The sequence below is a fragment of the Massilia haematophila genome, assembly GCF_042647645.1.
Taxonomy (GTDB): Bacteria; Pseudomonadota; Gammaproteobacteria; order Burkholderiales; family Burkholderiaceae_D; genus Telluria; species Telluria haematophila.
Genome location: NZ_JBHRVV010000001.1, coordinates 3,374,599 through 3,386,819, shown reverse-complemented (window position 1 = coordinate 3,386,819; position 12,221 = coordinate 3,374,599). Strand labels below are relative to the sequence as shown.

Annotated in this window: 11 protein-coding genes; 6 read left to right on the top strand and 5 right to left on the bottom strand. The window is 67.4% G+C overall.

Translation table 11 applies throughout. The features are described 5' to 3' along the window. Position 1: 1 nt before the first annotated feature. Complete coding sequence (locus tag ACFOPH_RS14955; protein ID WP_379736136.1) at positions 2-1,240, bottom strand: efflux RND transporter periplasmic adaptor subunit; 1,239 nt, start codon at positions 1,238-1,240, stop codon at positions 2-4. Between the two features lie 336 nt (positions 1,241-1,576). On the opposite strand from ACFOPH_RS14955, the gene ACFOPH_RS14950 reads away from it, so the two are divergent. Beyond that, a complete protein-coding gene (locus ACFOPH_RS14950) occupies positions 1,577-3,682 on the top strand; it encodes a putative bifunctional diguanylate cyclase/phosphodiesterase (RefSeq protein WP_379736134.1) in 2,106 nt (701 codons plus the stop codon). Here ACFOPH_RS14950 and ACFOPH_RS14945 read toward each other — a convergent pair. Further along, the gene (locus ACFOPH_RS14945) at positions 3,663-4,634 is read right to left on the bottom strand and encodes an endonuclease/exonuclease/phosphatase family protein (RefSeq protein ID WP_379736132.1); all 972 of its coding nucleotides are present in this window, start codon (positions 4,632-4,634) and stop codon (positions 3,663-3,665) included. The genes ACFOPH_RS14950 and ACFOPH_RS14945 overlap by 20 nt on opposite strands. A gap of 39 nt (positions 4,635-4,673) precedes the next feature. Here ACFOPH_RS14945 and ACFOPH_RS14940 point away from each other — a divergent pair, with 39 nt between their 5' ends. The 3 genes from ACFOPH_RS14940 (at position 4,674) to ACFOPH_RS14930 (ending at position 6,601) form a co-directional block, all read left to right on the top strand. Next, complete coding sequence (locus tag ACFOPH_RS14940; protein ID WP_312550681.1) at positions 4,674-5,165, top strand: aminoacyl-tRNA deacylase; 492 nt, start codon at positions 4,674-4,676, stop codon at positions 5,163-5,165. Positions 5,166-5,234: 69 nt separating this feature from the next. After that, positions 5,235-5,855, top strand: coding sequence for a glycerol-3-phosphate 1-O-acyltransferase PlsY (plsY, locus tag ACFOPH_RS14935; protein ID WP_312550682.1), 621 nt, complete (start codon positions 5,235-5,237; stop codon positions 5,853-5,855). 83 nt (positions 5,856-5,938) lie between these two features. Continuing rightward, the gene (locus tag ACFOPH_RS14930) at positions 5,939-6,601 is read left to right on the top strand and encodes a DsbA family oxidoreductase (protein ID WP_312550683.1); all 663 of its coding nucleotides are present in this window, start codon (positions 5,939-5,941) and stop codon (positions 6,599-6,601) included. 251 nt (positions 6,602-6,852) lie between these two features. Here ACFOPH_RS14930 and ACFOPH_RS14925 read toward each other — a convergent pair whose 3' ends face one another. The 3 genes from ACFOPH_RS14925 to ACFOPH_RS14915 form a co-directional block, all read right to left on the bottom strand. Beyond that, on the bottom strand, positions 6,853-7,698 hold the full coding sequence (locus ACFOPH_RS14925) for an endonuclease/exonuclease/phosphatase family protein (protein ID WP_312550684.1): 846 nt from the start codon (positions 7,696-7,698) through the stop codon (positions 6,853-6,855). Positions 7,699-7,905: 207 nt separating this feature from the next. After that, positions 7,906-8,946 (bottom strand): tRNA (adenosine(37)-N6)-threonylcarbamoyltransferase complex transferase subunit TsaD, encoded by a 1,041-nt coding sequence (gene tsaD / locus ACFOPH_RS14920; protein WP_312550685.1) that lies wholly within the window; start codon positions 8,944-8,946, stop codon positions 7,906-7,908. 278 nt (positions 8,947-9,224) lie between these two features. Continuing rightward, positions 9,225-10,283, bottom strand: coding sequence for a 3-deoxy-7-phosphoheptulonate synthase (locus ACFOPH_RS14915; protein WP_312550688.1), 1,059 nt, complete (start codon positions 10,281-10,283; stop codon positions 9,225-9,227). A 121-nt stretch (positions 10,284-10,404) separates the two neighbouring features. Between ACFOPH_RS14915 and ybiB the strand changes: the two genes are divergently transcribed. Then, a complete protein-coding gene (gene ybiB / locus ACFOPH_RS14910) occupies positions 10,405-11,364 on the top strand; it encodes a DNA-binding protein YbiB (RefSeq protein ID WP_379736129.1) in 960 nt (319 codons plus the stop codon). Between the two features lie 309 nt (positions 11,365-11,673). After that, complete coding sequence (locus ACFOPH_RS14905; RefSeq protein ID WP_379736127.1) at positions 11,674-12,204, top strand: DUF4402 domain-containing protein; 531 nt, start codon at positions 11,674-11,676, stop codon at positions 12,202-12,204. Positions 12,205-12,221 lie beyond the last annotated feature (17 nt).

Below are 12,221 nucleotides of genomic sequence, written 5' to 3'. Positions count from 1 at the left end.
CTTAGTCCTTCTTCGCGACGACGAGGGAGGAATCCTTCGCTCCAGCCGGCGCCGAGGCGCCGGCTTGCGCTCCGGCCAGCTTTACCTGCGTGCCCGGCTTGACGCCGTCGAGCGGCACCGCCAGCAGCACCGCGCCGGCATCCAGCCCGCCGGTCACCTCGGCCAGGCCCTCGTCGTCGTTGCGCATGCCCAGTTCGACCGGCTGGGCCACGACCTTGCCGCCGTCGACGCGGTAGACCACGTCGCGCGCGCCATCCTTGCGCAAGGCCGCCAGCGGCACGATCGGACGCGCGCCCGATTTCTCGGTGGTGATCTGGCCCTTCGCGAACATGCCGGCACGCAGCGCGCCGTCGTCGTTGGCGACGCTGATATACACCAGCATCGCGCGCGACCCGGCTTCGGCCGCCGGGTTGATGCGCGCCACCTTGCCTGAGAATTCGCGCGCATCGAAGCCGTCGACCTTGAAGCGCACGTCCTGGCCGACCTGCACGCGCGGGATGTCGGAAGCCGGCACCTGGGCGTCGAGCGTCAGGTGCGCGAGATCGACGATCGCCATCACCGGGCTGTCCGGCGAAAGCTTTTCGCCGGCCTGCACGAAGCGCTTGCTGACCACGCCGGAAAGGGGCGCGCGGATCACGGTGTCGTTCAGCGCGATGCGCGCCAGGTCGAGCTGGGCGCGCGCGGCGTCGACCGCGGCTTGCGCCAGTTCGACGCTGTTCCTCGTGGTGTCGAAGGAGTTCTGCGAAATGTATTTCTGCGCCAGCAGGGCCTGGCTGTTGGCTTCGTTCTTAGTGGCCAGCGCCAGGCGCGCATTGGCTTCCTTCAGCGCCGCCTGCTGCTGCGCCACGCGGGCGCGCGCGTCGGCGTCGTCCAGGCGCGCGATGACCTGGCCGGCCTGCACGTTCATGCCTTCGCGTACCGTGGTTTCCAGCACCACGCCCGAGACCTTCGATTTCACCGTGGCCTGGGCCAGCGGCGAGAGCGCGCCCGACAGCGGCAGGCGCAGCGCCAGCTCGCGCGCCTCCACCGTCACCACATCGTTGTGGGCCAGTTCGAAGACGGTGGTCTTGGGGGCCGCTTTGGCCGCGGCCTCGGCCGGCGCGGGCTGGCCCTTGCCGGCGAACGCATACCAGCCGCCGGCGGCGAGCAGCGCCAATACCAGCGCGATGGCCGGCTTGCGCCAGCGGCGCCGGGTTGAGAGGGGAGTCGCATTGGAAAGCGGCAGGGTTTCGATTTTCATGGCGGCCGTTGTTTGAATTGTTGGAAAAGGCGGTATTTGAGCGTGAGGCGCTTCAGGAGGCGCCCGTGCTCCACCTTGTGCAAGGCGGAGCTCCGTGCGCATGGTGAGGACTATAGAAATTGGCAACTCGAAGCGCCAACGGAATGCGACAAGCAGGCGTTTCCGGACGCTGAAGTGCAGAAAAAGCGGACCAAACGTGGCCAACCCCGGGGGGCGGGGAGCGGGCGCGGCTTCTGCGGGCCTTTGCGTGCCCGCAAAAGCCGGATACGGTGCCTGGACAAGAATGGGACGATGCAGGCGGCATGGCCGCCGCGTTTTCCTATAGAAAGGCTTCTTGTGAACGACGACGCGCCGGGCCCGCTGCTACCGCCGCTGCCGCTGGCCCTGCCCGACGGCCAGGGCCGGGAGGCGCTCGATGCGCTCTACCGCTTCGTGGCGGCGATCGAGCTGACGCCCGCGGTGGCCGTGCATAGCCAGGACCGCGCCGGCATCGTGCGCTTCTGGAACCGGGCCTGCGCCGAGCTGTTCGGGGTGCCGGCGCAGCAGGCGCTCGGTCAGCCTTTCGCCAGCCTGGTGTCGCACCTCGAGCAGCAGGACGAATTCGACCGCGGCATCGCCGCCATCTGGTCCACCCTGCAGGCGCCGCCGGCGCGCGAGTGGCATGTGCAGTGTCTGGACGGGCGCCGCCTGTGGCTGCACTCGAGCCATTTTCCGGTCATCGGGGAGGGCGGAGCGCAACAGGTGTTCTGCATGGAGATGGACATCAGCGCGCGCAAGGAGATCGAAGGTACGCTGCAGCAGGCCGCGCTGGTGTTCGACAACGCGCGCGACGCCATCCTGGTCATGGACCGCGATTACCACGTGCTGGCGGTCAACCGCGCCTACACGACCATGACCGGCTTCCATGCGCACGAAATCATCGGCGCCAGCCTGCCCAGCCTGCGCCTGGGCGTGCAGGACCAGGCCTTCTACGACCGCATCCTGCGCCACATGGACCGCCACGACCACTGGGAAGGCGAATTGTGGAGCGTGCGCCGCGACGGCGCCCCCTTTCCGATCCGCGCCTCGCTGTCGGCGATCCGCGACGCGCAAGGCGAGGTCATCAGCTACATGGCGCTGCTGTCCGACATCACCGACCGCAAGCGCATGGAAGAGGAAGCCCGGCGCCTGGCCCACCACGACCCGCTGACCAGCCTGCCCAACCGCGTGCTGTTCATGGACCGGCTGGCCCAGGCGCTGGCCGGCAACCGCCGCCAGCATGCCGAGTTCGCCCTGATGTTCCTCGACCTCGACCACTTCAAGGCCATCAACGACACCCACGGCCACGAGGCCGGCGACGCCGTGCTGCAGGAAGTGGCGGTGCGCCTGGCGCGCTGCGTGCGCGGGGTCGACACCGTCAGCCGCCTGGGCGGCGACGAATTCGTGGTGCTGCTCACCGACATCGGCGGCGCCGACCAGGCCGCGCACGTGGCCGCCACCGTCATGCAGTCGGTGGCGCGGCCGGTGGCGGCCGGCGGACGCGAGATCAGCCTGTCGGTCTCGATCGGCATCGCGCTCTGTCCCAGCGACGGCCAGGACGCCAAGACCCTGCTGCGCCATGCCGACGTGGCGATGTACCATGCCAAGCAGAATGGACGCAACGAATTCTGCTTCTTCAGCCCGGTCATGAACGCCCACGTGCACGAGCGCGTGCAGATGGAAAACCGCCTGCGCCGCGCGCTCGCCAACGGCGAGTTCGTGCTCGACTACCTGCCCGAGGTCGACATTGCCAGCGGGCGCACGGTCGGCGTCGAGGCGCTGATCCGCTGGCGCGACCCCGAGCGCGGCCTGCTGCTGCCCGAGCAGTTCATCCACGCGGCCGAGGAATCCGGCCTGATCGTGCCGATCGGCCAATGGGTGCTGCGCGAAGCCTGCCGCCAGGCGCGCCAGTGGCGCGACCAGGGCTATCCGGTGGTGGTGGCGGTCAACCTGTCGAACGTGCAGTTCATCCACAACAACCTGGTGCACTACGTGGACGAGGCGCTGGCAGGCTCCGGCCTGGCGCCGGAATACCTGGACCTGGAAATCACGGAAGCGGTGGTGATGAACAGCGGCTCGGCCACGCGCGAGACCATCGACGCCTTGCGCGGACGCGGGGTGCAGCTGACCATCGACGACTTCGGCACCGGCTTTTCCAGCCTGACCAGCCTGCGCCTGTTGCCGCTATCGAAACTGAAGATCGACCGTAGTTTTGTGGACGAGATCACGCGCGCGCCCGACCAGGCCGTCATGATCCCGGCCATCATCGCGGTGGCGCGCAGCCTCCGGCTGCGGGTGGTCGCGGAAGGCGTGGAAACGATCGAGCAGCTGCATTACCTGCGCCAGCACGGCTGCGACGAATACCAGGGGCATTACGCCGCGATGGCGACCGGCACGCCGCCACTCACATTCCCGCATCCATGAGGCCGTGGCTTTCGTCGAACAGCCGGATGCGCGCCAGCACCTGGCCGTGGTCCGAGGCTTCGGGTAATTCCAGGTCGAGGTGGTCGTTCAGGTAGAGCACGTCGATCACCTCGCCGATCGCGTTCGGCAGCGCGGCATTGAATTCTTCCGATACCAGTATATGGTCGATGGTCGAGTAATGGCCCTCGTGCACGCTCGAAAAGCCCAGGTGGCGTGCATGGTCGACCCGGCGCTGCACCTGGCTGGCGTCGTACAGGCGGTCGCCCAGCGGCGTGCCGGCGCCGAGCACGATGCTGGTGGTGACGGAATCGGCGACGTCGTTGAAGTCGCCCAGCACCACGCGCGGGCGGCGGTTGGCGCGGCCCATCTCGGTGAGCAGCACGCGCAGGGCCGCGGCCTCGGTGCCGCGCCGGATCAGGGAACGCAGGCAGGCCAGCGCATACAGGGCCGGGTCTTCACCGGTGTCGCCGGTGCGGTAGTCGGGCCGGCGCGATTTCAGGTGCACCACCACCACGTCGACCGCCACGTCGGGCGTCGCCTGGACCACGGCATGCAGCGGCGCACGGGTGAAGCGGGCCGCGTCGCGGCTGCCCGGCGGCAGCTCGATCCCGCGCGGGAATCCGGCCAGGGGAGCAGGCGAGACCAGCGGCAGGCGCGAGACCAGGGCAACGCTCGGGGTCAGGCGCATCGCGGCCGGGTCGGGGTCGAAACCGGCGTGGAAGGCTTCGCGGTAGCGCCGGGTACGCGCCAGCACTTCGCGCAGCGTGGCTTGGGAAAAGATTTCCTGGAAGCCGATCACGTCGGCATCGAGCAGGTCGATCTGGCGCGCCGTCCAGTTCAGCTTGGCCTCGTATTCCTCGTGTGTCGTGGGCAGCAAGTTGTCGTAGAGTTTCACACCTGGCGGCGCCAGGTTGCAGACGTTGAAGGTCGCAAAACGTATTTCTTGCTGCATAATAGAAACCCCTTTATTCCAGTGTTTAGCGTATCACGCATGGCCAAGAAAGAGCACGTTTCAGAAACACCCGCGACCGGGTTCCTGCGCAAGCATGCAGTGCCTTTTTCCGAGCATCCCTACGCCTACGAGGAGCATGGCGGCACGGCCGTGTCCTCGCGCGCACTGGGCGTGCCCGAACACGACGTCGTCAAGACCCTGGTGATGCAGGACGAGGCGGCGCGCCCCCTGATCGTGCTCATGCACGGCGACTGCAAGGTCTCGACCAAGAACCTGGCGCGCGCCATCGGCTGCAAATCGGTCGAGCCGTGCAAGCCGGAGGTGGCCCAGCGCCACTCGGGCTACCTGGTGGGCGGCACCTCGCCCTTCGGCACGCGCAAGGCGATGCCGGTCTACGTCGAGGAAAGCATCCTCGCGCTGGGGAAAATCTACATCAACGGCGGGCGGCGCGGCTACCTGGTCGGCATGGCGCCGGACGTGCTGGTCGACGTGCTGGGCGCGAAACCGGTGCAGTGTGCGCTGGCCGACTGACTATCGCGGCGCTGCGGGCTGGTGTATATTCACGAGCCCGTTCCATACGGGAAATAATAGAGAGATAACATGAATACCTTGATCGCCGTCGTTGCCGCCTATCTGCTCGGCTCCGTTTCCTTTGCCGTCGTGATGAGCCGCCTGTTCGGCCTGTCCGACCCGCGCACCTACGGGTCGAAGAACCCGGGCGCCACCAACGTGCTGCGCAGCGGCAGCAAGAAAGCGGCGATCGCCACCCTGGTCGGCGACGCCGCCAAGGGCTGGCTGGCCGTGTGGCTGGCGGTGCAGTTCGGCGAGCAAGTCGGCATCGAGCGCGGCGGCGTCGCGCTGGTGGCGATCGCGGTGTTCCTGGGCCACCTGTGGCCGGTGTTCTTCCGCTTTGTGGGCGGCAAGGGCGTGGCGACCGCGCTCGGCGTGCTGCTCGGCCTGAACGTCTGGCTCGGCCTGGCGACCCTGGTCACCTGGCTGGTCGTGGCCTACGCCTTCCGCTATTCCTCGCTGGCGGCGCTGATCGCCTCGCTCTTCGCGCCTTTCTATTACGGCCTGCTGTTCGGCGTGAACGAGATCCTGTTCGCCGTGGCCGCGATGAGCGCGCTGCTGATCTTCCGTCACGCGAAGAACATCGGCAACCTGATCGCCGGCAAGGAGTCGCGCATCGGCAGCAAGGCGGCGGGCGCCAAGAAAAAGTAACTTGATACCGCGGCAAGCAGGCCCATATGGGGCGGAGACCGGCGCGTTGTGCGCCGGTATTCATTTCAGGAAGGCGGTGTAGCGTGAGCAAGCAATTGAGGATAGATTTCGTGTCGGACGTATCGTGCCCGTGGTGCGCGATCGGCCTCAAGTCGCTGGAGCAGGCGATCGCGCGCGTCGCGCCCGAGGTCACCGTCGACCTGCACTTCCAGCCATTCGAGCTGAACCAGGACATGGGGCCGGAGGGCCAGGACATCGTCGAGCACATCACCGAGAAGTACGGCGCCACGCTCGAGCAGCAGGTCCAGTCGCGCGAAACCATCCGCCAGCGCGGCGAAGCGGTCGGCTTCACCTTCGACATGGCGCGCCGCGGCCGCATCTACAACACCTTCGACGCCCACCGCCTGCTGCACTGGGCCGAGTCCCAGGGCCGCCAGCACGCGCTCAAGCTGGCGCTGTTCGAGGCCTATTTCACCCACTGCGAAGACCCCAGCTCGCGCGAGCTGCTGGTACGCGTGGCGGGGCAGGTCGGGCTGGACACCACCGAGGCCAGGCGCGTCCTGGAATCGGGCGAATTCGCCGACGAAGTGCGCGAAGCCGAATACTTCTTCCAGCGCGCCGGCATCCGCTCGGTGCCGGCCATCGTCATCAACCAGCGCCACCTGATCTCGGGCGGCCAGCCGCCGGAAGTGTTCGAGCGCGCGCTGCGCGAGATCGCGGCGCAGGGCGAGGCGCAGCTGGGGTGATGTGTGGAGACGGCGCTTCTGCGCCGACTCCGCGGCAGTCAGTCCGCAAACTCGACGCGGCGTTCCGCGTGGGCACGGGTGCCCACCCAACGATCCCAGCTAACTCAAGGAACAGCCATCGTTGTTCACCACACGCGGCGGAAACCGTAGGGTGGGCACTCGTGCCCACGCGAACGCCAGCATGACGCCAGCGCGGCGCTCGGCCGCAAGGCCGGCAAACCGCTAGCGCTTCAACAGATCGGCCACGAACCTCAAACCAGATCCAGCACGATCGGCTGGTGATCCGACGCCGAGGTTTCCGACTGCACCTCGATCTCCGCGATGCGCGGCGCCAGGTCTTCCGTCACGAAGAAATAATCGTAGCAATCCGGCTTCTCGGGCCAAGCAAAGCCATGCAGCCCGGCCGTCGGCGCACGCGCGTGGTCCGGGTGGCGTACGCGCCAGGCGTCGACCAGCGCCAGCTCGCCCGCGGCCGCCGGCGCGACCAGCTCGGCATATTCCGGCGACTCCGGCTGCAAATTGAAATCTCCACAATAAATCGCCGAGTCGGGCAACAGCCCGAGCTGGTAGGGCGCATCCATGCCGGGATTCGGCTGGAAGGCGCGCGCCCGCGCGCAGGCCTGGGCATGCAGTTCGCGCAGCCGGCGCACCTGGGCGCTTCTTTGCAGCTGCGAATGGTATTCCAGGTGGGTAGTAACCAGCCGCAACTTGGAGCGCGGCGTGTCGAGCACGACTTCGATCGCCCCGCGAGGCATGCCCGGCGAATGCGCCGGGTCGGCCGGCCAGGGCAGCAGGTGGCGGTGCGCCTGGGTGATGCGGAATTTGGAAAGGATCAGGTTGCCGAACAGGCGGGGAACATTGTTGCGATAAATTTCGCTCGGGGCGTATTCGACCGCGTGGTAGCCGCCGAAGGCGCCGGACAGTTGCTTGAATTGGTTGGCGCTGGCGCTGCCTTCGAGCTCGGGGTGATTGGCTGCTACTTCCTGCAGGCAGATGACGTCGGGATTGAGCTTGCGCAGCACATCGATGATGGCGTGGATACGGATGCGCCCGTCTCTCCCACACCCCCAATGAATGTTCCAACTGACGACGCGCATGTAGAACCTCCGAAAACTGAACCGCCAAATATTGCCATCCTTTGGCATGGCGCGGTCACACGGTAGGATCGATGTCAGCGTTGCAAGTTCACCGCTGGCGCGGCGTCAAACAACCGCAATCGGGCCGCAATCGGGCCGCCATCGGGCCGCGGCCAGGCCGCAATCGGGTCGCAATCGGGCCGCGGCCAGGCCGCCATCCGGCCGTGTTCAGGCCGCTTCGAGCTCGTCCAGCGGCCAGCGCGGCCGCACGTTGAAGGCGTAATCGCGCGTCGCCAGCGCCGGGTTCCTCTCCAGGCGCATGGCGCCGGCAAAGGCGATCATGGCGCCGTTGTCGGTGCAGAATTCCAGCTCGGGATAGTAGACGCGGAACTTGCGCTTGGCGGCCGCCGCGTCCAGCGCTGCGCGCAGCTGCTTGTTGGCGCCGACGCCGCCGGCGATCACCAGGCGTTTCAGGCCGGTGTGGCGTAGCGCGTTGACGCATTTCGCGGTCAGCACGTCGACGATCGCATCGACGAACCCGCGCGCGATGTTCGCCTTGTCCTGTTCGCAGATGTTGGCGATGACCTTTTCGTCGTGATTCTTGACGACGGTGAGCACCGCCGTCTTCAGGCCCGAGAAGCTGAAGTTGAAGTCCTTCGAGTGCAGCATCGGGCGCGGCAGGGTGTAGGCGCTCGGGTCGCCAAATTCGGCCAGGCGCGAAATCGCCGGCCCGCCCGGATAGCCCAGGCCGAGCAGCTTGGCCGATTTGTCGAAAGCTTCGCCGGCGGCGTCGTCCAGGGTCTCGCCGAGCAGGGTGTAGCGGCCGACGCCGTCGACGCGCATCAGCTGGGTATGCCCGCCCGAGACCAGCAGGGCGAGGAAGGGGAAGTCGGGGCGCTCGCTGGCCAGCAGCGGCGAAAGCAGGTGGCCCTCGAGGTGGTGCACGCCGAGCACCGGCTTGTCGAGCGCCAAGCCCAGGCTGCAGGCGACCGAGGAGCCGACCAGCAGCGCGCCGGCCAGACCCGGTCCCTGGGTGTAGGCGATGGCGTCGATGTCGTTTTTCGCGATGCCGGCCTTGTCGAGCGTCTGTTCGAGCAAGGGCAGGGCGCGCCGGATGTGGTCGCGCGAGGCCAGTTCCGGCACCACGCCGCCGTACTCCTCGTGCATGGCGACCTGCGAATGCAGGGCATGGGACAGCAGGCCGCGCTCGGTATCGTACAGAGCCAAGCCGGTTTCATCGCAGGAGGATTCGACGCCGAGAACAATCATGGGAACAGACGGAAGGGGAAAGCGGAATTCGACATTGTAAAGCACCCGGGCGCGCGGTGCTGTGGCCGGCGAGGGAATACCGGCGGCGGTGTTGTAGAGGGGGGCGTAGGGTGGGCACTTGTGCCCACGCGGTCTGACCGGTCGCGTATCTGCGGTGGATATTGTTCGGCACTGATCGTGTCATAACGATCATCCCTGCACGCTCCGGTAGCGACAGGCGCCGCGTGTTCGCAACCGATGAGACCGCGTGGGCTCGAGAGCCCACCCTACGGAACCCATCAGGGACGCTGCAGCAGCTCCTTGTGCGCCCGCTGCAGCATCTCCACCGTATCCTCCCAGCCGATGCAGCCGTCGGTCACCGAGCAGCCGTACTTCAGCTGCGTCAGGTCGGCCGGGATCGGCTGGTTGCCGGCGACGATGTTCGATTCGATCATCACGCCGACCAGCGAGCGGTTGCCGTGCCGGATCTGCTGGATCACGTCCGACATCACCAGTGGCTGCAATTCCGGCTTCTTGTAGCTGTTCGCGTGCGAGCAGTCCACCACCAGGTTGGCCGGCAGCCCGGCCTTTTTCAGGGCCTGCTCGGCGATGGTGACCGACACCGAATCGTAGTTCGGACGGTCGCCGCCGCCGCGCAGCACCACGTGGCCGTAGGCGTTGCCGCGGGTGCGCACGATCGCCGCGACGCCCTTGTCGTTGATGCCCAGGAAGGCGTGCGGATTGGCCGAGGACAGCACGGCGTTGATCGCGATGCCCACGTCGCCGTCGGTGCCGTTCTTGAAGCCGACCGGGGTCGACAGGCCGGAGGACATCTCGCGGTGGGTCTGCGATTCAGTCGTACGCGCGCCGATGGCGGTCCAGGCGATCAAATCGCCCAGGTATTGCGGCGAAATCGGGTCGAGCGCCTCGGTCGCGGTGGGCAGGCCCAGCTCGCAGACGTCGAGCAGGAAGCGGCGCGCGCGTTCCATGCCGACGTCGACCTGGAACGAGTCGTCCATGAACGGATCGTTGATGTAACCCTTCCAGCCGGTGGTGGTGCGCGGCTTTTCGAAGTACACCCGCATCACCAGCAGCATCGTCTCCGCCACTTCTTCCTGCAGCTTCTTCAGGCGGCGCGCATAGTCCAGGCCTGCTTCCGGATCGTGGATCGAGCAGGGGCCGACGACCACGAACAGGCGCTTGTCCTTGCGGTCGAGGATGTCGCGCAGGGCGGCGCGGCTCTGCATGACGGTGGTGAAAGCGCGCTCGGTGAGCGGCAGCTTGGCGTGCAGTTCGGTCGGGGTCGGCATGCGCCCGAACGAGGTGACGTTGGTGTTTTCGATATCTGGTGTAATCAGCATGATGCGTCCGTGAGGCAAGTCGGATGGGCCAGTGTAGCGCCAAAAATGCATATTTGCAGCGGACAGGTCAAAAGCCATGAGGGAGCGACACCGCGGCGCAACGGTGTAAGCTAGCGCCATGCACACCGATCATCAACCATTCCCTGCCGCCCGCTTCATCAAGGAGATCGGCCGCGGCGTCAAGGGCGCCCGCAGCATGACGCGCGAGGACGCCGCCCTGTTATACGGCGCCATGCTCGAGGGCCGCGTCTCCGATCTCGAGCTGGGCGCCATCCTGCTCGCCATGCGCATCAAGGGCGAATCCGTCGAGGAACTGGCCGGCTTCATGGACGCCGCCGAGCGCTCCTTCGCGCCGCTTCCCAGTCCGCCGGGCGAATTCGCGCCGGTGCTGATCCCCAGCTACAACGGCGCGCGCAAGCTGGCCAACCTGACGCCGCTGCTCGCGTTGCTGCTGGCGCGCGAGGGCGTGCCGGTGCTGGTGCACGGCGTGCGCAGCGACCCGGGGCGCGTCACCACGGCCGAGATCCTGTTCGAGATGGGGCTGGCCGAAGCCGGCTCCAGCGCCGACCTGCAGGACGCCTTCGCCGCGCGCCGCCCGGCCTTCATGCCAATCGAGACACTGGCGCCGGCGCTCGCCCACCAGCTGTCGCTGCGCCGCATCCTCGGCGTGCGCAATTCCACCCACACGCTGGTCAAGATCCTGCAACCCTTCGAGGGACCGGCCATGCGCCTGGTCTCCTACACCCATCCGGAATACCTGGAGACCCTGGGCGAATACTTCACCACGGCCGCACCAGGCGCGCGCGGCGACGCCTTCCTGATGCGCGGTACCGAGGGCGAGACGGTGGCCAATCCGCACCGCGCCCCGCAGATCGACTGGTTCCACGCCGGCACCCGCACCGTGCTGGTCGAGCGCGACGCGCCCACCGACGCGCTGGCCGAGGTGCCCGGCGCCCGCGACGCCGCCGCGACCGCGGCCTGGATCGGCGCCGCCCTGCGCGGCGAGGCGCCGGTGCCGCGCCCGATCCTGGTCCAGGTGGCCGAATGCGTGCGCGCGGCGCGCGCCCTGCGCGCCTGATCTCGGCCTACCCGTAGGGTGGGCGGATTCTCCGCCCACGCGTTCAACGCACGCTGGTATGCCACGGCGCGGGCCGGGAAGCGCGGTTTGAACGCGTGGGCAGGAGACCTGCCCACCCTACGCCCCTTCGTTCATCTTCGGGATACCGGCCGTTAGCTGATCTGCGGCAAAAACGCTGCGCCTGTTTTCTTGCAGTATAGAAAAACGATACCGTAAGACAATTCGTTCGACCTCATCGATACGATCGCGTTCGGTCTCGCTCCCACAGGCACGGCACGCGCCGGCCCTCCAACCCGAAGGATGACCAGCATGAACAAGACTTTCCCGATTTCCCATGGTTTGCGTCTCGCCGCGCTGGCGCTGGCTGTCGCCGGCGCCGGCAGCGCCATCGCCGCCACCGTGTCCGCCGACTCGACCAGCATCGTCGTCGAACCGATCAAGATCACCAAGGCCGCGGACCTGTCGTTCGGCGCCTTCGCCGGCGGCTCCACGCCGGGCACCGTGACGATCAGCCCGAACGGCGCCCGCGTCGCCGGCGGCGGTGCGGTGCTGATGGCCGGGACGGTCACCGCGGCCAGGTTCGACGTCGAAGGCGCGACAGGCGCGACCTATTCGATTTCGCTGGGCGGCTCGACCGAGCTGACCTCGGGAACCAACACGATGGCCTTTACCACGGTGAGCGACCTGGTCGGCGGCGCCATCACTTCCGGCAACGTCGCCAGCGGCGCGCTGACCGCCGGCACCCAGAGCATCTTCGTCGGCGGCGAGCTGGTGGTGGGCGCCGCGCAGGCGGCCGGCACCTATACCGGCACCGTCTCGGCAACCGTCGAGTACAACTAGGGCGAGGAGCGGCGCCG

Bases quoted from the DNA above. Each gene is read 5' to 3' on its own strand.
- ACFOPH_RS14955 (WP_379736136.1), bottom strand. From the start codon at position 1,240: ATGAAAATCGAAACCCTGCCGCTTTCCAATGCGACTCCCCTCTCAACC.
- ACFOPH_RS14945 (WP_379736132.1), bottom strand. From the start codon at position 4,634: ATGCAGCAAGAAATACGTTTTGCGACCTTCAACGTCTGCAACCTGGCG.
- ACFOPH_RS14940 (WP_312550681.1), top strand. From the start codon at position 4,674: ATGGCCAAGAAAGAGCACGTTTCAGAAACACCCGCGACCGGGTTCCTG.
- plsY (WP_312550682.1), top strand. From the start codon at position 5,235: ATGAATACCTTGATCGCCGTCGTTGCCGCCTATCTGCTCGGCTCCGTT.
- ACFOPH_RS14925 (WP_312550684.1), bottom strand. From the start codon at position 7,698: ATGCGCGTCGTCAGTTGGAACATTCATTGGGGGTGTGGGAGAGACGGG.
- tsaD (WP_312550685.1), bottom strand. From the start codon at position 8,946: ATGATTGTTCTCGGCGTCGAATCCTCCTGCGATGAAACCGGCTTGGCT.
- ybiB (WP_379736129.1), top strand. From the start codon at position 10,405: ATGCACACCGATCATCAACCATTCCCTGCCGCCCGCTTCATCAAGGAG.
- ACFOPH_RS14905 (WP_379736127.1), top strand. From the start codon at position 11,674: ATGAACAAGACTTTCCCGATTTCCCATGGTTTGCGTCTCGCCGCGCTG.